This is a genomic window from Rhodococcus sp. MEB064 (assembly GCF_000834565.1).
Classification (GTDB): Bacteria; Actinomycetota; Actinomycetes; order Mycobacteriales; family Mycobacteriaceae; genus Rhodococcoides.
On sequence record NZ_JXQS01000053.1, the window covers coordinates 19,599 to 42,148 of the forward strand.

The 22,550-nt window shown below is 60.7% G+C and carries 21 protein-coding genes and 1 pseudogene; 15 read left to right on the forward strand and 7 right to left on the reverse strand.

The features are described from left to right. Positions 1–3: 3 nt before the first annotated feature. Positions 4–1,656, forward strand: coding sequence for an FAD-dependent oxidoreductase (locus tag RU01_RS18280; protein ID WP_042576019.1), 1,653 nt, complete (start codon positions 4–6; stop codon positions 1,654–1,656). Positions 1,657–1,670: 14 nt separating this feature from the next. Then, positions 1,671–2,372 (forward strand): TetR/AcrR family transcriptional regulator, encoded by a 702-nt coding sequence (locus RU01_RS18285; protein ID WP_042576020.1) that lies wholly within the window; start codon positions 1,671–1,673, stop codon positions 2,370–2,372. A gap of 49 nt (positions 2,373–2,421) precedes the next feature. Here the strand turns inward: RU01_RS18285 and RU01_RS18290 are convergent, their stop codons facing one another. Beyond that, entirely contained in the window at positions 2,422–2,778 is a 357-nt protein-coding gene (locus tag RU01_RS18290) for an SRPBCC family protein (RefSeq protein WP_042576021.1), read from the reverse strand. Between the two features lie 76 nt (positions 2,779–2,854). Here RU01_RS18290 and RU01_RS18295 point away from each other — a divergent pair, with 76 nt between their 5' ends. From RU01_RS18295 to RU01_RS18310, 4 genes and pseudogenes are all read left to right on the forward strand, one after another. Beyond that, entirely contained in the window at positions 2,855–3,352 is a 498-nt protein-coding gene (locus RU01_RS18295) for a hypothetical protein (protein ID WP_042576022.1), read from the forward strand. Between the two features lie 5 nt (positions 3,353–3,357). Continuing rightward, positions 3,358–3,996, forward strand: coding sequence for a DUF6226 family protein (locus tag RU01_RS18300; RefSeq protein WP_042576063.1), 639 nt, complete (start codon positions 3,358–3,360; stop codon positions 3,994–3,996). Between the two features lie 73 nt (positions 3,997–4,069). After that, positions 4,070–4,884, forward strand: a pseudogene (locus tag RU01_RS18305) (DUF72 domain-containing protein). Positions 4,885–5,242: 358 nt separating this feature from the next. Continuing rightward, positions 5,243–5,659 carry a hypothetical protein gene (locus RU01_RS18310; protein ID WP_156148987.1) on the forward strand — a complete coding sequence of 139 codons (417 nt, stop codon included), beginning with the start codon at positions 5,243–5,245 and terminating at the stop codon, positions 5,657–5,659. Positions 5,660–5,748: 89 nt separating this feature from the next. Here the strand turns inward: RU01_RS18310 and RU01_RS18315 are convergent, their stop codons facing one another. From RU01_RS18315 to RU01_RS18325, 3 genes are all read right to left on the reverse strand, one after another. Further along, positions 5,749–7,188, reverse strand: a complete 1,440-nt coding sequence (locus RU01_RS18315; protein WP_052493363.1) for an HNH endonuclease signature motif containing protein — start codon at positions 7,186–7,188, stop codon at positions 5,749–5,751. A 76-nt stretch (positions 7,189–7,264) separates the two neighbouring features. After that, positions 7,265–7,504 (reverse strand): hypothetical protein, encoded by a 240-nt coding sequence (locus RU01_RS18320; RefSeq protein ID WP_042576024.1) that lies wholly within the window; start codon positions 7,502–7,504, stop codon positions 7,265–7,267. Positions 7,505–8,215: 711 nt separating this feature from the next. After that, positions 8,216–9,109, reverse strand: a complete 894-nt coding sequence (locus tag RU01_RS18325) for an SGNH/GDSL hydrolase family protein (RefSeq protein ID WP_156148988.1) — start codon at positions 9,107–9,109, stop codon at positions 8,216–8,218. Between the two features lie 75 nt (positions 9,110–9,184). Here RU01_RS18325 and RU01_RS18330 point away from each other — a divergent pair, with 75 nt between their 5' ends. The 7 genes from RU01_RS18330 to RU01_RS22970 all read left to right on the forward strand — a co-directional run bounded on the left by RU01_RS18330 (position 9,185) and on the right by RU01_RS22970 (position 16,671). Then, a complete protein-coding gene (locus RU01_RS18330) occupies positions 9,185–9,412 on the forward strand; it encodes a hypothetical protein (protein WP_042576026.1) in 228 nt (75 codons plus the stop codon). Positions 9,413–10,114: 702 nt separating this feature from the next. Next, positions 10,115–11,164, forward strand: coding sequence for a glycosyltransferase (locus RU01_RS18335; protein WP_052493364.1), 1,050 nt, complete (start codon positions 10,115–10,117; stop codon positions 11,162–11,164). A 182-nt stretch (positions 11,165–11,346) separates the two neighbouring features. After that, positions 11,347–11,679 carry a serine acetyltransferase gene (locus RU01_RS22605; protein WP_231568765.1) on the forward strand — a complete coding sequence of 111 codons (333 nt, stop codon included), beginning with the start codon at positions 11,347–11,349 and terminating at the stop codon, positions 11,677–11,679. A gap of 398 nt (positions 11,680–12,077) precedes the next feature. Continuing rightward, a complete protein-coding gene (locus tag RU01_RS18340) occupies positions 12,078–12,752 on the forward strand; it encodes a hypothetical protein (protein ID WP_042576028.1) in 675 nt (224 codons plus the stop codon). Next, positions 12,736–13,917: a hypothetical protein gene (locus RU01_RS18345; RefSeq protein WP_156148989.1), complete on the forward strand. Its 1,182-nt coding sequence runs from the start codon at positions 12,736–12,738 to the stop codon at positions 13,915–13,917. Before RU01_RS18340 ends, RU01_RS18345 begins: the two co-directional genes overlap by 17 nt. A gap of 608 nt (positions 13,918–14,525) precedes the next feature. Continuing rightward, the gene (locus tag RU01_RS23240) at positions 14,526–15,185 is read left to right on the forward strand and encodes an O-antigen ligase family protein (RefSeq protein ID WP_197074816.1); all 660 of its coding nucleotides are present in this window, start codon (positions 14,526–14,528) and stop codon (positions 15,183–15,185) included. A gap of 793 nt (positions 15,186–15,978) precedes the next feature. Beyond that, the gene (locus RU01_RS22970; protein WP_156148992.1) at positions 15,979–16,671 is read left to right on the forward strand and encodes a hypothetical protein; all 693 of its coding nucleotides are present in this window, start codon (positions 15,979–15,981) and stop codon (positions 16,669–16,671) included. Between the two features lie 70 nt (positions 16,672–16,741). Here RU01_RS22970 and RU01_RS23550 read toward each other — a convergent pair whose 3' ends face one another. Then, the gene (locus RU01_RS23550; protein ID WP_082043232.1) at positions 16,742–17,896 is read right to left on the reverse strand and encodes a glycosyltransferase family 4 protein; all 1,155 of its coding nucleotides are present in this window, start codon (positions 17,894–17,896) and stop codon (positions 16,742–16,744) included. Further along, positions 17,893–18,609: a WecB/TagA/CpsF family glycosyltransferase gene (locus RU01_RS18350; protein WP_231568766.1), complete on the reverse strand. Its 717-nt coding sequence runs from the start codon at positions 18,607–18,609 to the stop codon at positions 17,893–17,895. Before RU01_RS18350 ends, RU01_RS23550 begins: the two co-directional genes overlap by 4 nt. Positions 18,610–18,897: 288 nt before the next feature. Between RU01_RS18350 and gmd the strand changes: the two genes are divergently transcribed. Both gmd and RU01_RS18360 read left to right on the forward strand, forming a co-directional pair. Further along, a complete protein-coding gene (gmd, locus tag RU01_RS18355; protein ID WP_042576030.1) occupies positions 18,898–19,920 on the forward strand; it encodes a GDP-mannose 4,6-dehydratase in 1,023 nt (340 codons plus the stop codon). Positions 19,921–19,926: 6 nt separating this feature from the next. After that, on the forward strand, positions 19,927–20,904 hold the full coding sequence (locus tag RU01_RS18360) for a GDP-L-fucose synthase family protein (protein ID WP_042576031.1): 978 nt from the start codon (positions 19,927–19,929) through the stop codon (positions 20,902–20,904). Positions 20,905–21,065: 161 nt separating this feature from the next. Here RU01_RS18360 and RU01_RS18365 read toward each other — a convergent pair whose 3' ends face one another. After that, complete coding sequence (locus tag RU01_RS18365; RefSeq protein WP_082043233.1) at positions 21,066–22,247, reverse strand: glycosyltransferase; 1,182 nt, start codon at positions 22,245–22,247, stop codon at positions 21,066–21,068. Positions 22,248–22,550 lie beyond the last annotated feature (303 nt).

A 22,550-nucleotide genomic window follows, 5' to 3' on the forward strand; every position in this document is an offset into this window, starting at 1 on the left:
TCGATGCCCCACGTCGTCACCGGGACGTGCTGCGCCGACGCGTCCTGCGTCCTCGCGTGCCCGGTCAACTGCATCCATCCCGCGCCGGGCGAGCCCGGGTTCGGGACCACCGACATGCTGTTCATCGACCCGGCGACGTGCGTGGGGTGCAGTGCCTGTGTGACGGCGTGCCCGGTGGGCGCGATCGTTCCCGACACGAAGCTGACGATCGCGACGGCTCCGTACGCGGCCCTCAACGCCGAGTACTTCGAGAGGATGCCGCACGCCGATCGCACACCGCTGGCTCTCGTTGCGCCGCAACGACGTCTGCGCCGCGGCGGTCCGTTCCGCGTCGCGGTGATCGGTGCCGGCCCGGCCGGGCTGTACACCGCGGACGAGCTGCTCAAGCATCCCGAGGTGGCGTCGGTGGAGGTCTACGACAAGCTGAATACTCCGCACGGTCTGGTGCGGCACGGCGTCGCGCCCGACCACGCGACCACCAAGAAGGTCACCGATCTCTTCGAAGCGATCGAGAACGAGCCGGGCTTCCGGTACGTGTTGGGTGCCGAGGTGGGGACCGATATCACTGTGGCGCAACTGCAGTCGGTCTATCACGCCGTCGTGTTCGCCGTCGGCGCATCGTCCGATCGCGTGCTGGGGATCCCCGGCGAGGGGCTGACGGGTTCGGTCGCCGCGACCGACGTCGTCGGCTGGTACAACGGCCATCCCGATCACCGGGACGCCGCCGTCACGCTCGATCACGAACGCGCTGTCGTGGTCGGTAACGGCAACGTCGCCCTCGACGTCGCGCGCATGCTCACCCGCGACCCCGAATGGCTTTCGGAGGGAACGGACATCGCGCCGCACGCTCTCGATCAGCTCGGGAACTCGGGGATCCGTGAGGTACAGATCCTTGGTCGACGCGGACCGGCAGACGCGGCCTTCACCGTGCCCGAGCTGATGGGTCTCGCGGCGCTCACCGATGTCGACGTCGTGGTCGAGGCGGACCCGGCGCAGCTGCAGGGTGACGATCAGCGGAGTCGCCTGCTCGCGGAGCTGGCTGCTCGACCGCACTCGACGGATCCCACGCGTCGCCGCATCGTGCTCACGTTCGCGGTGTCGCCGGTGGAGATTCTGGGCGAGAACGGCCGGGTGACCGGCGTCCGCGTCGCGCGGAACGACCTCGTCGAGGGTGTCGACGGTTCCGTCGTCGCCGTCCCGACGTCGGAGGAGTACGTCCTCGACGCCGGCCTGGTAGTGCGATCGGTCGGCTTCCGCGGCGTCGGTCTGCCCGGGCTCCCGTTCGACGAGCGCACGGGCACCGTCCCCAACGATCACGGGCGGGTGGCGCCGGGTGTGTTCGTCGTCGGGTGGATCAAGCGTGGACCGCGCGGCTTCATCGGCACGAACAAGACCTGCGCGCAGGAGACGGTGGAGGCAGTGCTCGACCACCTGGACTCCGACATCGCCGATCCGCACCACACGCCCGACGAGCTCATCGCGGCGACGACCCCGCGGGCGGGCGACCTGGCAGCGTGGCGCCGGCTGGATGCGGAGGAGCTCGCGCTCGGTCGACGCACAGGCCGGCCGCGCGTGAAGATCGTCGACCGGCTCGAACAGGAGGCCGTCGCGGCACGCGTCAAGGTCAGGGCACCGCGGAGACTGCTGCGTACGTGAGATGCTTCGGTGCAATGAGCACCGAGCGCACTGCCTCCGGTGACGGCCGGAGGCGACGGTGGGAGCAGCACAACGCCGACCGTCGCCGTCAGGTGATCGCCGCTGCCCTCGACGTGCTCGAGCGGGGCGTGAATCCGGGGGAGTGGATCACGGCGCAGCAGATCGCCGACGAGGCGCGCATCCACCGCACCGGCATCTACCGCTACTTCGCCGACCGCGCTGACCTCGACGTCGCCATCCAGCGCACCATCTGCGAGCAGCTGGAACAGACCCTGACCGCGTCGGTGACGCTCGAGGGTCTGCCGCGCTCGGTGGTGCAGCGTGTCGTCGATTCCTACGTGCGTTGGGTGGTGGCCCATCCCACCTGGACATACGTCGTCGAACAGAACGTCACCGGCTCCTCGGAGTCGCCTCTGCAGAGCACGATCGCCCGCGTCGCCCAGAAGATCGAGGTGGCCGTCGGCGGCTTCCTGGCTCTCGTCGGCGCGGACCTGGGTGACGACGATTTGAGATTGGTCGGACCATGGGTGTCCAGCCTCATCTCCGGCTGCGTCGGGGCCGTGAGAACCTGGCGCGCACAGGAAGATTCGGTCGGCCTGGACACCTTCGCCGCCTTCCTTGCCGACACCATCTGGCTGCAGATCACGGGCCTCGGAGCGTCGCGGGGCATCACGATCCCGGACGTGCCGCTCGAGAGGGTTCTGGACGGCCCCTGATCTCTGGCGTCATGGTGGCTCGCACGCTCCCGGCCACCGCACGGGTCGGTCACTGCCCGTAGGTGAATCGAAGGTTGGCGTTGATCAGCCTGTCGATGCGCTTGCGCAAACTCCGAACGACGTCGTCATCGGGGTGCGGCGGATCGAGTAACAACGTCCATCGAAGACTCGTCCCAGTGCCGTCGTCCGCCAGGTCGAAGCGAATGAGGGCACCAGGTCTCGCCGGCCAGAGCGACGACCACACGACCAGCGACGGCGGCTCGGACTCGATGACGCGCGGAAGCGTCTCGTCGTCGAGCAGGTGCAACCACGGCCGTATGGTCTCGCGTCCGGGATTGACGAGATCGTCGAAGACGACATGACGGGGCGGCGGCTGGTTCTTGCGCCGGGTCACCATCTCGTCCATGCACCGAACCGTACGGTGTCGACGACATCATGAAAAACAGTTTTTCGAGCACCTGAATACTTGCCACACTGGACCCATGTGGGGACCTAATCTCGAGTACGTCGACGAGTGGACGCTGCCGTTGCTGCCCGACGCAGGAATGGGTGCACCCACCCCGTTGGTGGACGCGTGTTTCGCAGTGGGGTCGGACCTGGGATTCCGCCGATACGGTGCCCACCTGGACCTCGACCGACTTCGTTGGACCCTCTCGCTGCACGAGACGGGTGTCGTCGGACTCGGAGTGAACTCCAGCGGCCCTCGCCGAAGAGTGAAGGTGACCAGCGTCGACGAGAGGACCCTCGGTATCTCGCTCTACACGGTTGCGTTGCACATGGATCTGTCCCTCGCGGAGGCGACCGTGGTCATCGCTGACATTGTGCAGACCGAACTCGCGGGGTACTCGCCGTGGGTCGAGTGGCCCGTCGAGGAGAAGCGTCTGCTGTGGCCGACGGTCGTCGACGGGGAAGCAGTATGGCGCGATCCCCGCACCGATCGGGCAGTGGCACAGATCGGACTGCTCGCAGCGAGAGGATGACTGACGTGAGTTCGTACGCACGCCCGACAATCGACGAGCCGGTGTTCCGTGACCCCGACGGTCGGGTTATCGAATACGGAAACCTGTGGGCCGACTCTCCCCCGGAGAGCGCCTATTCGGTGACCGAACACCCCGAACGCTATGCACCCCTTCACACCGTTGCCGACGCCCTCATCGAGCACATACGCGAAACCTACGACGTCGAGATCGACGAGGGACCGGAGGCGGCCGCGGAGTTGGTTCGCCCGCATCGCGATACGACCCGTGCTGTTCGGATCAGACCTAACGATTCGATCTGCGCAACACTGGCATTCGTTTTCACGTCCTACCCCGGGATCGGGATGCACGCGGGTCTGCTGCACGACTTTTACTTCCCGACCTGCGGGTGCGACGCGTGCGACTCGACTTGGCAGGACGAAGCCGACCTTCTCGAGCGTCAGGTGTTCGCGGTCGTCACCGGCAACTTCCGGGAGAAGGTCGGGCACGGGCAGCGACCGTCGATCGGGTACGCCTTCACCTATCCCAGCGGCCGTAGCTCGGGCGAATCCCCCTCCGAGGGTGTGCCCGCAGCACGTCTCGACGCCGCGGACCGCATTCTCAGCGCAATCCCCGACGGCTGGGCCGCCTGGCCACCGCGCCAGTGATCGCACCAGGCCCAGGTGTCGCGGCCCGGCATACGGGTAACTGCTGACAACGGCACAAGGACGGAGGTAGTCGATGGAACTTCGTATCGGCATCTCCGGCTGGCGTTACGCGGGTTGGCGGGGTGACTTCTACCCCGCGGGGCTGGCCCAGCGCCGCGAGCTGGAGTACGCCTCGCGTGCCCTGACCTCCATCGAGATAAACGGTTCCTTCTATTCGCTACAACGGCCGTCGAGCTATCAGCGGTGGCGTGCCGAAACGCCGGACGGGTTCGTGTTCGCGGTGAAGGGGCCGCGCTTCGTCACCCACATGAAGAAGCTCGTCGGAGTGGACGCCGCACTGGGCAACTTCTTCGCGTCGGGTGTTCTGGCGCTGGGCCCGCGGCTGGGCCCGATCTTGTGGCAACTGCCGGCCACCTTTCGTTTCGACGCCACCAGAACGGCCGACTTTTTCGCGCTGCTGCCGCGTTCGACGACGGAGGCAGCCCGGCTGGGGGAGAAGCACGACGACAAGCTTGCCGACGACCGGGTGTTTCTCGACGTCGACGAGGATCGTCCGCTGCGGCACTGCCTCGAGGTGCGGCACCCGAGCTTCGACTCACCCGAGGCGTACGAGCTCATGCGCGCACACGACATCGGCTGTGTGGTCGCTGATTCGGCCGGAAAGTTCCCGATGCTCACCGAGGCGACGAGCGACGTGGTCTACGTCCGGCTGCACGGCGACACCGAGCTGTACACGAGCGGGTACTCCGACGATGCGCTCGGCCGGTGGGCCGAGCGCATCGGAGAGTGGCGCGCAGCGAAGCGAGACGTGTACGTCTACTTCGACAACGACGCGAAGGCTTCGCGCCGTGGGATGCGTTGCGGCTCATCGAGATGCTGCATTCGTAGCACCAGTCGTCGGAACTGCAGCGGCAGTAGAGCCCTGTCTCGGTCGACCGTGTAGTCCGAATGGACGCTTTCCGCGCACCTGCTCTCCTGCTTACGCTTCGGCAGTTCGATTCGAGATGGCGAAGGGAATAGACGATGACGTGGGACAAGCGGTGCAAAGACTGTGAGCACGGGAAGTGCAGGACCTGCAACGGCGAAGGCAAGGTGTGGGGGATGTTCGGTAATTGCACGAAATGCCACGGCTTCGGTGGCAATCCTTGTGCGCGGCATCGCTGAGAGACGGCCCATGATATTTCTGCTGTGCGTCGTTCTCGGCTTCGCCATGACTGGAGGCACGTGGTTGGCGACGAACGACGGAGTGTCCGTCTTCGTCGCATTTCTCGTATGGATCGCCGCAATCTGGGTTTTGTTCATGGTTCTGTCCGTCATCGCCAAGCGCCAGGTCGACTACCTCGTCGATGCGACGGAAGAGGCGGTAGTGCAGGCCGTTCGAGGGAGTTTCGGCGCGTTGTGGCGTGAAACCTCAGGACCTGGAACCCTCAACTTTCGATCTCGCGGACCAGGGGTCGGTATTCGCTCGCCCGGTAAGCAGCCCGTCATGTCCATCACGATCGAGACAACTCCGGATGCGGTCGAAGTGTCGGAATGGATGTCGACTTGGTTCTCGCAGAACGGGATGGTGTTGGCGATCGATCGCTTCGCCTTCCAACGCCTTCGTGTTCGTCGCTCATTGGCGGGTATCTCGCCGATCAGTGAGCCGAGCGCGTCGTTCTGACAATCGCATGCCACGGCGACCGGCCGGGCCACCGTCGACGACGCCGTCGAGTGTTGTGGCCCGGTCCGGTTGGTAGAGAGCCCGCCCGCTCACGCCGCCGGCTCGTCGTCCTCCCACAGATAGTCCTGTGGATGGTGAAAATGGTTCACTCGGCCTGTCCTTGACGGGTCGATAAGTGCAGGCGGGTGCCACAGAGTGCGCCCGGCGTAGGGGTGACCTGGTGGCGCTGTGGTGGTGGACCACCCGAGTGCACCGTCGTGAATCATCGGATGGTGCATGTCGCACACGAAGGTGAGCGACTCGATGTCGGTGGGCCCGCCGTCCTGCCACTCGTGGATGTGGTGCGCCTGTGTTGCGACGGCGGGGCGATCGCATCCCGGGGCGGTACACCCACGATCTGTGGCCATGAGGACGAGGCGCTGATCTTCGCTGGCGATGCGGCGGGTGCGGCCGAAGTGCAGTGGCCTGCCGTCGTCGTCACCGAAGACCGCGAGGTAATGGTCGGCGTGTGACCCCATGCGGATGACGTCTCGAATCGACACGGTGGAACCCGTTGCGGTGGTGGCGAGTCCGGCGCCGCGCAGTAGGTCCACGAGCCTCGCGACGATGATGACCTTGACCGGCACGCCGCGATGCTTGCCGAGATCGTCGGACGACAGTGTGTCGCGCAGGAGCAGCTTCAGGGCGTCGTGCCTACGTTGCGGTGTGGTCCGGGTATCGCGCCGGCGGGTCTCGTCGTCAGGGTCCGTGCCGACGACGGGCGCACGCGTGTCCTCGGGATTCCCTACTCCGCGCGCCGCGTACTTGCTGTTGTAGGCGTCCATGTACGCCGCGGTCTCGGAATCGAGAACGAACCTGCCGGTGCGCATGCCGTCGCTGCCCTGCTTGTTCATGATGATGCCGCGCTTACGCACCCGCTCCGGCGGCAGCTCGAATTCGCCCTCCTCGACGATGTGCGCGGTAAGGCGCTCGGCGAGTGCGGTGAGCTCCGCAGGACGGACCTCGCGCGCCGCAGTGGCTAGGTGCCGCTCAGCGTGAGCGCGGGTGTCGGCGTCCACAGCGGCGGGGAGGTTCTTGTCGAACTTCCGGATGACCGTCACGTGAGCCGGGTCGATGGCGCCTTCACGCAGCGCTGCGGCTGTGGTGGGTAGTTCCGGTTCCATGACGTCACCGAGCAGGGTGGTCCTGTTGCCGAGCTGTGCGGCGAGGGCCAGGCGCGTCGAGGCGGCCGAGCGGTCGATGGTGAGGAGCAGTGCCAGGGCATCGGCATTGCGTGCTCCGGTCTCCTCGAAGCCGCGCTGCTGGACGAGCTCCGCCAGCCACACGTGGGCCTGGCCCAGACGGGCACGCGTCACCTTCTCGTCCCGCACCAGGAGAGCGAGGCGGTCCGCCGTGTCGAGGTGCTGTGTGCCGTACGCCGCGATGCGACGCGTCAGCTCTTCCTGCTCGGCGATGAGCTGGGCGAGAACGGGGTCGCCGATGGAGCCGTCGTCACGACGACCAGCCCCTGCGTTTCCCCCCGAAAACATGCCCTAAGCTACCGCGACCCACCGACAGAAATCGAACATGCGTTCGAGTTACCTACCCGCGCGCAAGCGGCCGAACTTAGAAAAGGCCGTGGCTGATGCAAAGAAACAGCAATACGAGAAAAGCGACGAAGCTGACACCGACGGAACCGACTTGTCCGAGCGTCGGTTTATCGGGCGCAACAATGCGCGAACGTCGTCTGACCATATAGAAAGTATGACCATTCGCTGTTTTGGCCGCAAGCCTCCTGCTGCGGTCCCCGATCGACAGCGGGTCGTTAAAGACGATCTGACCAGGCTTGATGACGGCAACGTCCACCGACTCGATCCTTCGATCGAATGACAAGGGTGGTGGGCGGATCGTGTCCGGTAGTTGTCCGTGGCGCCGCTGAGGCCTTGTCGAAGGACGGAATGATCTGGTTTCATGCCACATATAGGGGAGAGTTCTGGTTGGCGATGCCACACTCATGCGAGTGGTTGTTGATATACGGCATGGTCGCCATCTGGCTCGTCGCATCTCCGGTCATCGCCTCGTCACCGTGCTCGCGGTGGCTCGGCGGTTCGATGTGTGATTCCCGTCGCGTCCTTTCGTCGCCGGCTGCTCCGTCACCGCGATCGTTGTGTCCTTCGGGTGAGCGCTGTACGAGTGTGTCGTGAATCCCTCGGGTGCCAATTGTCGCGACTTTCGCGCGGGTGGGAACTCGCTGCCGGAGCATTGATCGCGGGATACCGCACTGCTGACGCGGCTTCCGACCTGACTCCGCAACGCTGTGAGTGCGGTTGGGTTCGCCGGAATCGATGCGTCCCGTTCTCCTAATCGACGTGTTGTCACGCATACGGCGCCAATGGGTGCGCTGCCGATCGTAACGACGTGTCTCGTCATCGCCGCGGGGTAGGTGTCTGCGGGGTCGCCGTCAGCGCGCTCTCACCGTGCGACCGGCTGTCTACGTCGGGGTGTTGTCGTTCTCGCTGTATCTCAGGCAGTGGCCGATCATAATGTTCCTCCACCGCACTGACGACGCGGTGTAGGTCAGGGCTGTTCGATCCACTGTTCGACGGTCGCTGCCCACAGTTCGGACCCGGCCGTGTTGGGATACTCGGAGTCGGCCATGAGGGCATCCGAATCGCCGGTCCGCACGAAGGCGTCGAACACGTCGATGGTGGGCCGGTCGAATTGGTCGGCGAACGACCGCGCTGCGTCGACCTTCCCCGCCTGGTCGGTCTGGTCGGGGAACTTGTTGGGATTCTGTGCGATCACCGCGATGGGGATACCCGAGTCGCGGGCGGCGATGGCGCCGTTCAGGCTTGCAAGTGCACCGCGGACGTTCGCGAGGCCGCGAGACTGGTTGTGTCCGTGGCTGACGAACAGAGCGTCGATTGTCGTTGCCTCCGGAGGCAGCATGGCGGGCAGCGTCACGCGGGTGTAGCCGGCGTCGCGTCCTGGCGCGGACGCGTTCCAGATTGTGAGCGGGCGACCCGGGCCGGTGCCGAGCTGGACGGGCGTGCCGTAGGCGCGGGCCCCGTCGTTCCACGGCATCAAGGTCACCGGGCGGGCGTACCGGACGCTTGCCCACGCACCGATGCGATACACCCATTCGTCGGGTTCGTCACCGGTCGAGTCTCCGAGCACCACCACGGTGGTGTCACGGGCGGTGTCCGAGAACGCCGATCGAATCAACCGGGCGTCGGACTGGGCGGTGCGTGTGAGTTCCGGACGGTCCCCGAAGTTCGGCACGATGACCTCGGCGATGGGGTCGGCCGGCGGCGCAGGTCGGGTGACGTCGACGACGACAGCGACGGCTACGGCCAGAACGGCGAGCGTGACCGCTACGGTCCCGAGAATCTGCCACAGCGTGAGTCGACGGCGGCGTCGCTGCTTGGTTGGCTTCCGGCGTTCCGGTCGTGCGGGTGTCTCTGTACTCACCCGCGCATCATGCCGCACCGGATAGTGTCTGCGCCTGTCGAGCGACTGCATCAACACCGGGGAACCACCACAGCGGTGCCCTCGATTGCTCACGACTTGCACGGCGATCGCGAATGCAACGATCCGGATGGTTTGATCCGCTCCTTCTACACCTACGAAATCACGCCGTACGAGAAGATCGCTTCGCCTGTCACGCAGAATGCGGCGCAAGAACTGTTCAGAACCGTGTGCAGGAACCACACCAGTGACCGCGCAGGATCGCGCGGCGCGACGTACCTGAACGGAGCGCGCGCAGGTGAGTAGACCCCAACTTGCTCCCGTCGCAGCGGATTCACTCCTGCACTCCCGTGTCTGTCCGTCTCGACGGGGGATGGGTTCTCGCCGTAAGTGCTGACTATTGCTGAAGACGAATCACCGGTTGTCCAGCGGTTCAACCTGCCTTCGACTTGTAAAAGTGCACAAAGCCGCGCGTTCGAGAGTGCGAAGTTTCACATATCGGGGCGCTTGCGCTCGATTAGCCGACGGCACACTCGGACCGTACGCTGTCGAGAGAACCCCAAGTCGGACCCAAGATGATTGGGGACCGCAACTTCGATGAGAGGTAAATGATGCCGGGGATGGAGATGGCTGCGGGTTCGGCGTGGTTGGCGTCCCCGAGCGGCAGCATGTCGATAGAAATCTGTGTGACCCACCGCCCTGCGTTACAAGGAGAATTGTATATGTGGGGCAACGATGGAGGTCGAAGTTTGAATGTTCGTGATCACCGCGGTTCTGACGACGCAGATTGGTGTCACGGGTACAGTTCTTTAAGCTCGCATGCAATTGCCTTGCGACAGGGTCTCGACACTATTTCCTACCTTAGCGAAGAAGCGAAGAACAAATTTCATGCGAATGTATTAGCCAATCGAGGATCTCGATATCATGAGTAGCTCTTCATCTCGGGACCGGGGGTCCTCCGTCGCGATACTCCTTCCCTACGTCAATTCATACCGCGCTCCTTTCCTCGTGGTGCTGACGCAAAAACTCAAATTGAACCACACGGACGTCGTTGTATTCAGTGGGATGCCCGCCGGCGCGGATAGATCGCGCAATGATCTTGTTCACGGCTTTCCACTGATTCATCTTCGGCAGATCGAGATCCCACTTGCCGCGAAGCGAATACTTATCCGCATACCGCGAACCAAGCTCTTGCTTTCCGATTTGATCGTCATCGAACATGCAGTGAAAAACCTAGAGTCTTATCTTCTAATCTGCTGGGCAACGCTCACCGGGAGGAAGATAGCACTGTGGGGGCACGGGATGACTATCACGCAACCGGCTTCGCGGCTCTCTATTGCGCTGCAGCGCTGGATGCTTCGGCATGCGTCGTGGTACTTCGCGTACACCGAAGGTAGTGCGACGAGAGCCACGTCAAACGGTATCGACCAAGAAAAATGCACTGTACTCAATAATACGATCGACGCAATGCCTCTAGTGCGCCTGCGAGACTGCGTGAAACAAGACGCCTCGGGTACTTGGCGCGCTTTGTATGTCGGCGGCCTCGACGGTGCGAAAAGAATCGACTTTCTACTCGACTGCTGTCGCCGTATCTATGAAATCAATTCCCACTTCCGGTTGATTGTCAAAGGCGATGGCCAGATGCGCACGATGGTGGAGCAAGCTGCGCTCGAACCGTGGCTGGAATACAACGGCGCAGGCGCACTTCACGGTGACCCGGAGTCCGTGACAGGTGTGAAAGCAATCTTGATGCCGGGCCGTGTGGGATTGGTTGCGATCGACTCCTTCGCCCTCGGAATCCCGATTATCACGACAGCGTGGCCTTGGCATGCTCCGGAGTACGAGTACCTTGACGAAAGCAACTCGATCACCACGGACGATGACGAACCCGCTTTTATCAGGGCCGTGGTGGACCTGATCAACAATCCAAAACGGCAAGAAAAATTGGCTGAATCGTGCAGAGGTTCTAACGACAGGTACAGCGTCGAGTCGATGGCCGACAACTTCCAGGCCGGCGTATACAAGGTTCTAACCACACGGGATGGAGGAGATCAGTGACGACGGGGTTCGCTGCTCTGCGGAGGCTTGTAAAGTCCGACATTTCTGTCAATGTTGGCAATCCAAAAGGTTGTTTCGTTCTCGTAGCTTTCCGACTCGGGCACGCCTTGCGGAGTCGTCAGCCGAATATTCCTGTACTCACACCCATCTACGGAGTGCTTTACAGAGTCATTATCGAGTGGGTGTTGGGAATCGAAATCCCGTGGAAAACGACTATTGGACACTCGACTCGTCTATACCACGGCACAGCTCTGGTCATCAACGACAAAGCAATACTGGGAGATCGCGTCATCCTGAGGCACGGGGTCACCATCGGTCACCTCGGGCCTGGTTTGCCTGCTCCCCGTATTGGCGATGACGTCGAATTCGGGTCTAACTCGATCGTCATCGGCGACATAGACGTGGGAGACCGAACGATCATCGGGTCCGGCGCTGTGCTGACGAAGTCCGTACCAGCGGACAGCGTTGTACGCGGAAATCCAGCACAAATTTTCCCGAGAAGTACAGCAGTATGAACGAACCGTGCGTAGTGCTCGAAGCCGAGAGCCTCCGTAACCCACTCGCGGAAGCGTGGCGCTCCGCCCTTGAGATCGCTGGTTTCAACGTTGTAGCAGTATGCGAGCGCGCAGACGAGACTTGGCTGCGCGGGTCCGGCGAAGTTCGAAGCAATTGGGTCACCCGGCAACAGGCCTCGGCAATTACCGCGTCGCAGCAGGTCGACACAGTGCTAGTTTGGTGGGGGATAGAGACTGCCGCCCGTTCGTGGGCACTGCGTGAATACCGGCATGCGCGCCGAATTTTGATAGTGGACACGTTTCCTAACGCGTCCGGGATACTAGGAGCGTTACGCGAGACAGCGTCTTCGCTGCGGGCTCGCCACTTCCTCGACGCATCGCTTACGTACTCCGACGCGATGACGAAGGACGTCCGAAGGCTGTCCTTCTTGGGGAAGCTTGAATCTCATGCACTTGTGCAGCCGTTCCCTAGTTCAATCCACTCAGCGAATTTCAAACCTGTGTCGTCTCGTACATGCGACTTTATCTTCACGGGTAGATCCGACCTGATGTTTTCGGATGATAAGAAAATGGTCAAAGATAGAGTGGGCCCCACGCTGCAGCGGCTGCTCCAGCTCGGCCACCAAGTGACAGTCGGCGAGACCGGTGATAACCACTACGACTTCGAATTACGGAACCGCGGGTTTTCGCTGTATCAGCGGTTGAGCAACGGTGAACTCCTCCGTGGTGGCCTTACCGATATAATCGCGGCGCACAAAGTGCACATCAATCTGTACAACACGCCCACGCGGTTGTTAAAGAGGCGTGTACGAAACGGCATGTCCTCTCGATTCGCGCTCGGTGTATGCGCCGCCGCACCCCAGGCCGTCATGACTGGAGCGTATGACTCGGTCAGATGGATACGAACCCGTGGGATCGGCTTCGATTTTTCTAACGCTGACGACCTCGCGGGTAAATTCGGTGCATTGGACCTTCAGCAGATGGTCGATGAGTGGCGCCTCCGGCACGAGGCATGGACGGCGGAAGGTCAATCTGAAAACCTGCGACGGATTGTAAGTGGGCATGGTTCGTAGACCAGCCTCAGTTACCGTTGCGACCACACTGAGCGTCGTAGCAACCGGAGCCACAAATTTCCTCTTCCCAGTTGGTATACAAACAGTAGCTGGTCTCTCAGCCCTCGGTCTTTACACCCTGGTCTCGATTCCGGCTGTTGCCGGCTTGGCAATACAGAGACAGGTGCTCTCCCAGACTGTGGTTCGTGGCGCTAACCCGGTGTCGGTCCCTGGTTTGCTCCTCTTTCAGGTGATGCTGATTGGTACGGCGACGTCCGCGAGCTTTGCTATGGCACTCGTGAATGGCGCCGATGTTTGGTTGCTGCTGGTGGCGGCGTTGACGCCAGTATCGCTATTCCAGGATTTCTGGCGTTTCACACTTTTCGGGCAGAGTCGCCCGGTGGTCGTACTTGGCAGCGATCTGATATGGCTGGTCGGCCCTGTTGCGGGGTATGTCCTGGTGAAGACCAGGGGCTTGGGCAATTCTGCGCTCATAGATTTCGTCGCGTTATCGGTCGGCACCGCAGCGTGCTCGTTACTCGTGATCGCAGTATGCGCGAGGCTTCGCACAACCGATGCAACAGACAGTGTGGCGGGTGTCGGGGCAGTCGCCGCGGAGGCTGTGTCAATTTTTGGTTTAGCTCAAGTGTCGCAACTCGTGATCGGACTAGCTGTTTCACCGACCACGGTCGGAGAGTTCAGGTCCATGCAGCTCTTACTGACTCCAGTTACGCTCATGGCGTCGTTACTGGTTCTGATAGTTATTCCGAAAATGAACGTTACGAATCGTCGGAGCGTGCTGAACAGCTCGGCTGCCTGCTGCAGTCTCATTGGAAGTGCCGGAGTGGCAATCATCGTTTTTTGGTTGGTCAATCCCCTCGGAATTCTTAGCAGCTTGGGTTTCGCTGAATTCAATTCAGCAGTATGGGTACTCGCAGTTCTCGTTCTTGCCGGTGTCATCAGCAGTTTCTCCGCAATCTATATGGTGAGGATTAGGGTCCAACAATCCTCGAGGCGGTGGCTTCCGATACGCGTAGCGGGGGCAATTCTCGACCCCCTTATATCGATCCCAGGCGTTCTAATCATCGGAACTGCCGGCCTTGGGCTAGGCTCACTGAGTGCGGGTTCGGTCTCACTTTTCTCATTGGTAATACCGGACTTGATGAAGCCGAAGGAGAAGAGCTAGTGCAGACCGATGTTGGGCACGACGTGAAGCTCTCGCTAGGTAGGCGTGAGCAGCGATCCGCGAGACAGATCTTGGTCGCTGAGGTGGGCATCGGCGTTGCGGTGTTCGTAACCGGCTTGAACGGTCGTGGAGTCCTCGCGCCGATCGCGTCCGAAACGGCCAAGTTGGGAGTACTTCTGCTGTCCGCTTCACTGGTGTTGGTAGTCGCACTGGGACAACCGAGGATCTTTGGCATTCCGCGTCACCTCGTTGTCTGCCTTGCGCTGTACGTGACCATGATGTTTGTATATTTCCTGGTTACGCTGAGTGTTGGCTCTGACCTTGCGCTACTAAAATATCCGTCTCAGCTGCTCGCCCTAGTGTGCTTGAGCCTCGTTCTTGTGTGTTGGGATCGTGACTCAAGTCCGAAGATAGTCTTTGTGGCCGCAGTACTGAGTTCTCTCGCGGCAATCGCGTTTCCTGGTGGCAGTACGTCAGGGACTCACCTCACGGACGGTGGGTCCCATGCGAGTGCAGTAGGGTTTCTCGCGTGCTTCGGACTGGGCGCATCGTGGATCCTCTTCAGGAAACGCGCGATCTTGATGGTTGCATCGTCGATGCTCTTCGTGGTGGCTCTGGTTCTCAGTTACAATCGCAATTCTTTGATCGCTGTGCTCCTGTCGATCGTGTTGGTCGTTTTGCTGCGACGTGACCAGTGGCGTTTGTGGCGTGTTTCAGCGGTGGCAGTGTTGTTGGTCTTCTTCGGCAAAAATATCTTTACAGCAATTTTAGAATATTTGTTTGACGGAGATTTAGCGGGAGCTCGCTCAGGTACAGGTCGGACCTCAATCTGGTCGCGCCTTCTGTCCGTCAGCGACGAATGGTCGGGATGGGGTCTTGGTTTGGCATGGAACTCTGACGCAGCTAGTTTTTCATTAGCGCGTTCGGCCTCCTTGGGCCAGCCTGCTGAGAACTCGCTTCTCGATTCGTGGATTACCGGCGGTGCAGCAGCAGCTCTTGTATTACTAATACTGTTATTTGCTTTATTAGTGAGTGTGCTCACTGCTGACATACCGCTTCAATCCAAAATCATCTTTATCTGTGCAAGTGCCACTGCCGGGATGGTGACCAGTGGCCTAATGGGAACTAGCGCTCCATCCGTGGTTCTTTTACTCCTCGCCGGACTACCTAGAAGCAGTTCTCGTTCGAAGCGGCAGTGGTACGCAGGAAAAACAGCCAGCGGTGGAGCTCCGGTTCCCACCCTCGATCGCAGAGGTAGGCTCTCATGATGCAACGTCGGCGCGATAGCGAATGTTTGCCAGTGAGACTGCTCCGGCTTCAAAGATTTCGCATATTGAGGAAATTGTGCCGAGAGGTGCTTTATCTGTACGGATGTGACATACCTTATGGCGTCCAGATTGGGCACCGCGTGCAGATATCGCATCGTGGGCTTGGAGTTGTCATTCACCCACGGACTACCATCGAGGATGACGTCACTATCTTCCACGGAGTAACGATAGGCCGCGCGGCGGCTCATAAACCGATGGGGCCCATCTTGGTAGGTAGAGGTGCAATAATCGGTGCGGGAGCGGTGGTGCTGTCAGGCGAGTCGGGTCGAGTCATCGGTAACGGCGCAAGAATTGGTGCAAACTCGGTTGTGACTTGCGACGTACCCCCGCATGAGACGTGGGTAGGAATACCCGCACGTCCCGTAAGCAAGTCGATCCCGCTATGACCCGCACTATCGCGACATGGCTGTACATGCACGAAACTGCCAGCGGTGAGTATGCCCAAGTAAGGGGAGATGCGTCCTCGGATAAATTCTTGGACGTTTACAGGCGTTGTTTGGTAACTTTTTTCGTATCGGCTCGTGAAACGAACCCTGGCGCTCGCCTCATTCTCGTCGTGAATCGCGAAGATACGGGTCAAACAGACGTGTCTGATGTACTCCGCAGTGTCGTCGCATCCTTGGGGGTGGAGGTCATTACTTCGAGTTATGCCTTCATGCCGCCAGCGACGTGGACCAAGAGTTGGTGGAACCAATTCTACTTATTCGATGCCTTGAAATGTATAAGTTCGACTATGAACTCCGGCGACTTGTTGATTATGTCGGACAGTGACGTGATATGGACGGGAGCCGATGCAGCTGAAAGGATGTGGGCTGAGCTCTCTAAATCCGGAAGCGCATCCTACGTGGTGGGCTACGAGGAGATGGACAAAGTAAATGGCCTGACTCGGTCGGGCATGTCTGACCTGGCGGTGCGCATTGGTTTGGCCCGGTGTGCAGATGTTGTCTATATCGGTGGGGAGTTCGTCGGTATCGAGTGGACCAAACTCGGTGAACTGATTAGTACATCCGAGGATATCGTACGAAGAATCTTCGAGTTGCACCGGAGCGATACGAGCGTTGTTTGCGAGGAAGCTCACGTTTTGAGTTTAGCGTTCGCGAGTATGGACTTCCCGATAGGGAACGCTGATTCTTTTGTCAGGCGCCTGTGGACTCAACCCCTGAAATGGAGGAATGTCTGTAGTGATGATCTGCACCTGGCGTTGTGGCATCTGCCGGCCGAAAAAAAGTATGGTATTAATCGTCTATATGTTGACTACGTGAAACGGCGACGAGGATCGCAGCTTGTTCGTAGCAGCTCAGGTGCTGCGGACCGGGCGACATTAGGACGTTGGGTCGGAGTACCGCGAAATACCGCCTGGAAGGTAACACGAGATTGCGCACGGGCAATCCTGGCGAGAATGAAAGACCGGCTTAGCCACGGCTGAATCTTTCAGACTCAACGCAGAACATCTCCGCCTCAGGACTTCTGCAAGTTGGTGTGTCAAAGCTTGTGTTTCACGACAGCGTGTCCCTCGAAATGAGGGCCTCTGAGTAGACTGAGCTAATTAGGGCCAACCAAGCATCGGTCGAGTACCTTGATTGGTGCAGAGATCTGGCCGCGCTACTCATCGACACTAAGTTGCCTTCCATCGTTCCGAGATGATACGAGAGATCGAACATTTGTTCGTTCATATTCAGAATGATCCCCGCGCCTCCGCTTGTGAGGTTTTCCGCGGCACTGATGTGCGATGACAAAACGAGGGGTGTCCCGAGCGATAGCGCTTCTAAGGCAACGGTAGGTATCCCCTCTGACCATAGACTCGGAATTATGAGCCCCTTTGCTCCTGCGATTAGATCGATAGCTTCGTTGTGCGGTTTTGGACCGTGAAAATGTATGTTAGGTCTGTGAAGCGCTTCGTCTTGAATGTCAGTGACGATGGGTCCAGATCCCACCAGGTCTAATTCTTGATCGTCGGGCCACTGTTTCAAAAGCCAGGGTATACCTTTTTCTTCAGTCATCCGTCCGACATATGCCCAACGTCCGGTCTGGGAAGCGACTGTCCGGGGCGGAGCGGCCGCAAAGTTCGGGACTTCGTAAACTTTTTTAGCCGGTAACAGTCCTGAATAGAATGCATAGGCTGACCGGTTCAATGTTATTAATGCATCGGCGTGATTGAGTATGTCCGAGTGCTTCCCCCGGCCTCGCGTAGAGATTGTCAAGGGCAAGGTCGCGTAACGGCTATTTTGGTAACAGGCGTGTGTAAGCGATGATGTCGACCCGGTGGTTGGACAGAGGTGGCAATCGTGTCCGTCGCGCCACAATAAACCGTTCGCGCAGACTGTGCGGTAGTTGTGCAAGGTTGCGATGATAGGACCTGGCCAACCACGCAGCCATCTTGTCCCCCAGTTCGGGAAGAGATTATGAACGTGAACGATGTCCGGATTGAAACTACGTAGCATGGCGGTGGGGTCGTCGCCGTGCCCCGTTGCCGCGGTCAATGCTGCCTTGTACTTATATCCCGGTTGATCGAGCAGATCGTCCGTGTGTTTTGCCAGGACCGCAACGTCGTGACCAGCTTCCTTCAGGGCGTCGATCTGCGCGCAGACCACGTTGTTTTCGCCACTGGGGTTGTCAGACCGGTAGAAACTGTGGACGATGGCTATTTTCATTCTTGTTGCCGGAAGGCGGCTTTAATAAATTGTATATTCCCGAAAAGATATCGGCGCCACAGCCGTCTAGGCTCACTGGCAAATCGATACAACCATTCGAAACTGCTACGCTGGACCCATAACGGAGCTTCTTTGCTGGTGCCAGCGATGAAGTCGAATGCCGCGCCCACGCCGATGCAGGGTTTGTTGACGAGAGGCGCCAAGGCAGCTGCGACAAAGTCCTGTTTGGGTGTGCCCATCGCGATCCATATTATGTCGGACTCCCGAGCGTTCACCTCGTCAGCAATCTCCTGGATCATCTCGTTACTGACCGGCGCGAACTTCGGTGCGTACGTTCCGGTGATCTCAAGGCCGGGGTATCGGCGTTCCGCCTCGGACTGGAGCAGCTCGAGAGTGGAGGTGGTAGTTCCTACGAAGAAGTGCTTGACGTCGTGCTCACGGCCTTCGTCCAGGCACTGAGCGAACAGCGAGGGTCCACGAACGCGTCCGGGTCGCTGGCCGATGCCCTTCGATCGCCGCATGAACCACACAACAGGTGACCCGTCGGGGAAGTTCATGCCCGGGCCGCGAAGGATTTCCATGTAGTTGTCATCGCTGTTGGCAGCCGCGACGCAATACGCATTAGCGAGGCGAATGGGCTGCGCGGATTGATCTCGCGCGAGAGCCATCACTGTCGATGTCGCTTTTGTGAGCGAGGTCACCTCGAAAGGCACGGATCCGACGGAGACTCGTGTGGTGTCTGTACGTATGTTGTTGCCTGCGCTGGACACTGCCGAACCCCCTGACGCGCGATCGACCTGCACGTTCGATTATCACGATCTCGTTACTGTGTGAGGTGATATTAGTCTGACCGGTTGTAGCTCGCTACTCGAGGCGTGTTGCTTGGTAGAAGTTCGTAAACAGCGTCAGGCATTAGGTTTTCGTCGCTCGAGTCGCCCGAGAGTTGCTGTCGTGATTAAGATTACGCGTCACATGCCGTTCGATACAGTAGGGGAACCGTCGTGAAAACTGCTCTGATAACGGGAATTACCGGGCAAGACGGTTCTTACCTTGCCGAGCTGCTTCTGAGCAAGGGCTATGTTGTCCATGGGCTCATCCGGCGGTCATCTAGTTTCAATACCTCGAGAATCAACCACCTTTATGTGGATCCTCACGATCCTGACGCCAAGTTGTTCCTTCATTACGGAGATTTGAGCGACGGTGCGCGCCTGGTGACCCTGATGTCGGAGATTCGCCCGGACGAGGTCTACAACTTGGGTGCTCAGTCTCATGTCCGCGTGAGCTTCGACGAGCCCGAGCACACGGGCGACACGACGGGCATCGGTTCCATCCGCCTCCTCGAAGCGGTCCGTCTGGCCGGCGTGCAGTGCCGCTTCTACCAGGCGTCGAGCTCGGAGATGTTCGGTGCGTCTCCGCCTCCGCAGAACGAGGACACGCTGTTCTACCCTCGGTCGCCGTACGGAGCGGCGAAGGTCTACTCCTACTGGGTGACGCGCAACTACCGCGAGGCGTACGGCCTGTTCGCAGTCAACGGCATCCTGTTCAACCATGAATCGCCCCGTCGAGGCGAAACGTTCGTCACCCGGAAGATCACGCGTGCGGTCGCCCGCATCAAGGCGGGAACCGAGAAGCACCTCTACATGGGCAACCTCGATGCCATCCGCGACTGGGGTTACGCACCCGAGTACGTCGAGGGCATGTGGCGGATGCTGCAGGCGGACGAGCCGGAGGACTTCGTGCTTGCCACCGGCGGCAACTACAGCGTGCGCGACTTCCTCACCACCGCGTTCGAACACGCCGGCTTGGACTGGGAGGAGCACGTCAAGTTCGACGAGCGCTACCTGCGCCCCACCGAGGTGGATGCGCTCGTGGGAGATGCGAGCAAGGCCGAAAGTAAGCTGGGGTGGAAGGCCTCGGTGCACACGCCCGAGCTCGCCAAGATCATGGTGGACGCAGACATTGCCGCTCTGGAACACGAAGGGCGGCCGTGGATCGACTCGCCCGCGCTCCCCGACTGGAAGTGACGTCGTATGCCTGAAGAGCTGCTCGACTTCGTGCCGACCGCCCTCGATCGTTCCTCGACGGTGTACATCGCCGGCCATCGGGGACTGGTCGGGTCGTCGCTGTGGCGTCATTTCGAGGATCAGGGATTCACCAACCTAGTCGGCCGGACGTCGTCCGAGCTGGATCTGAAGAACCGTCAGGCGGTGTTCGGCTTCTTCGCCGAGTCGACGCCGGACGTGGTGATCCTCGCTGCCGCCAAGGTCGGCGGGATCATGGCCAACAGCACGTACCCGGTCGACTTTCTGAGCGAAAATCTGCAAATTCAGGTGAATGTTCTGGACGCCGCCCTCGAGCACAAGGTGCAACGTGTGCTTTTTCTCGGCTCGTCCTGCATCTATCCGAAGTTCGCTGATCAGCCGATTCGGGAAGATTCTCTGCTGACCGGCCTGCTGGAGCCGACCAACGACGCGTACGCCATCGCCAAGATCGCCGGCATCCTGCAGATCCAGGCCGTCAGGCGACAGTACGGGCTCCCGTGGATCTCGGCGATGCCCACCAATCTCTACGGGCCGGGCGACAACTTCTCCCCGACGGGTTCGCACGTTCTGCCGGCGTTGATCCGTCGTTTCGACGAGGCCGCGAAGGCCGGCGCGCCGAGTGTCACCAATTGGGGGACAGGATCACCGCGTCGGGAGTTCCTCCACGTGGACGACATGGCCGCTGCCTGCCTCCATCTACTCGAGAACTTCGACGGTCCGCAGCAGGTGAATGTCGGCACCGGTGAGGACCAGACGATCAAGGAGATTTCCGAGACGGTCGCGTCGGCCGTCGGATACACGGGGTCCATCGAGTGGGACACCTCGAAGCCTGACGGCACCCCGCGGAAGCTCCTCGACGTATCGACGTTGACGAACAGCGGGTGGAGGCCGCGGGTGAGCCTGCAGGAGGGCATCGTCTCCACCGTCGGATGGTTCAGGGAGCACATCGGCACCTTGCGCGAGTAGATCCGGTTCGGGTCGGCGGTAAGGCCGCGCGTTCTTGATCCTGACAGGTCGAACCAGGCATAATGGCCGGTATGTTGCCACTGAAACGAACCGGAACCCGGTTTGTCGCACTCGCGGCATTGCTCAGACTCGGTTCTTCGAGGTCGGCGAGCGTCACCGAGTCAGCGAGACGCACCGCGGAACATCGCGACCGCGCCTGCACGTGTGCGGCTTGCCGCTACACGCGAGGGTGACGGCTGGGTCGCCAACCGGGTGAGCGCCATGTCGTACGACGTGCACACGTCGTCCCATGTGTATTTCTCTCTCGCACGCCTCGATACTCCGGCGCTCAACTGCTCCTGCCGGGCCGAACTGCTCATCAGCGCATCGATGCCTCGGACGATTGCGTCCGGGTCGGGGGTGACGTACTCGGCATGAGGCCCGAGGACTTCTCGGTTGTATGCGGTGTCCCGTGCGACAGTGGGGGCTCCGCACGCCATCGCTTGAACCAGGGCGGGATTGGTACCTCCGACGCTGTGGCCGTGGAAATACGCGCCGGCGTTCTCCCACAGAGCGAACAAGGCATCGTCGTCGCTGACATGCCCGTACCACCTCACGTTGGTGCACTCGGTCGTCAGCGCCGTCACACGGTCCTCGATCTCACCGCCGTACCCCGACGACCCGACGATGACGATCGGCCAGCGGCTACCCAGAATTCGTGCGGCGTCGAGAAACTGGTCGATCGAATTCTCGGGAACGAACCGGGCGACCATCAGCACATAGCCGCGGCGTGTCAGTCCGTCGCGGGTGGGGCCGTAATCGCGGAAAACGCCGCCGTAGGGAATGAACACGCCCTCGCGACCGAACTTCTCGTACCACCGGTCGCCGAGAGAGGTGGAGTCGTAGACCAGGTCGTCGGCATATCGAGCCGTCAACGATCCACCGACGCGAAAGACGCTTCGTGCCGCCCGGCCCCATTTCTCTCTTTCCCACTCGATGCCGTCGACATTGACGAGCGAGGGAATGTTGCGGGCTCTCAGCATCGGCAACCAAAAACCGTTGGCTACATTCAGGACGAGGGCCACGTCCGGTTTCGGTGTCATCATCACAGCGTGGACGGTCGAGGTCATTCCGTAGGTGAGGGTGCTGAGAGATCGGGATTCGATTCCTCGTGTCTCCACGCTTATCACGCCGTCGTCCATACCCTCGGGTCGGTCGACAGTGGCGCCGGGACGGCCGTATACGACGACGTTCCAGCCCCGTTCGACCAGAAATGGCGCGAGATGCCGAAGCAATGTCTCGAAGCCGCCGTAGTAGCTGGGATAGCCACGAGTACCGATGATGCACACCGTGCGGCCGATCATGATGCACTCGTTTCGTTGGTCCGTCGTTCGCCCTGGCGACAGCGGTGACACTAATGGACAGACCCGCCGTGCGCGCGATCACGCAACTCTTCATCAAAGGCGTGTGCGGCGTTTCCTCCGTCCGTTTGTAAGACATCGACCGAAACATCTCTGATTGCCCGGTTCGCGCCCGTCGAACAGCCGCCGGGCCCGTTTCCGTGTTGACGTCGGCCGACCAATTGCGTCGATGTCGGCAACTGCTGTTCGTGCACTTATGTCATGGTGCGGTCGGGTAGCCCCTGGTTTTCTGAGGCCTGGCGGTAT

What these genes read in the sequence shown, in the direction of transcription:
- RU01_RS18280 (WP_042576019.1), top strand. Translation starts at nt 4, where the DNA reads ATGCCCCACGTCGTCACCGGGACGTGCTGCGCCGACGCGTCCTGCGTC.
- RU01_RS18285 (WP_042576020.1), top strand. Translation starts at nt 1,671, where the DNA reads ATGAGCACCGAGCGCACTGCCTCCGGTGACGGCCGGAGGCGACGGTGG.
- RU01_RS18290 (WP_042576021.1), bottom strand. Translation starts at nt 2,778, where the DNA reads ATGGACGAGATGGTGACCCGGCGCAAGAACCAGCCGCCGCCCCGTCAT.
- RU01_RS18295 (WP_042576022.1), top strand. Translation starts at nt 2,855, where the DNA reads ATGTGGGGACCTAATCTCGAGTACGTCGACGAGTGGACGCTGCCGTTG.
- RU01_RS18315 (WP_052493363.1), bottom strand. Translation starts at nt 7,188, where the DNA reads ATGTTTTCGGGGGGAAACGCAGGGGCTGGTCGTCGTGACGACGGCTCC.
- RU01_RS18340 (WP_042576028.1), top strand. Translation starts at nt 12,078, where the DNA reads ATGACGAAGGACGTCCGAAGGCTGTCCTTCTTGGGGAAGCTTGAATCT.
- RU01_RS22970 (WP_156148992.1), top strand. Translation starts at nt 15,979, where the DNA reads ATGAACTCCGGCGACTTGTTGATTATGTCGGACAGTGACGTGATATGG.
- RU01_RS23550 (WP_082043232.1), bottom strand. Translation starts at nt 17,896, where the DNA reads ATGAAAATAGCCATCGTCCACAGTTTCTACCGGTCTGACAACCCCAGT.
- RU01_RS18360 (WP_042576031.1), top strand. Translation starts at nt 19,927, where the DNA reads ATGCCTGAAGAGCTGCTCGACTTCGTGCCGACCGCCCTCGATCGTTCC.
- RU01_RS18365 (WP_082043233.1), bottom strand. Translation starts at nt 22,247, where the DNA reads ATGATCGGCCGCACGGTGTGCATCATCGGTACTCGTGGCTATCCCAGC.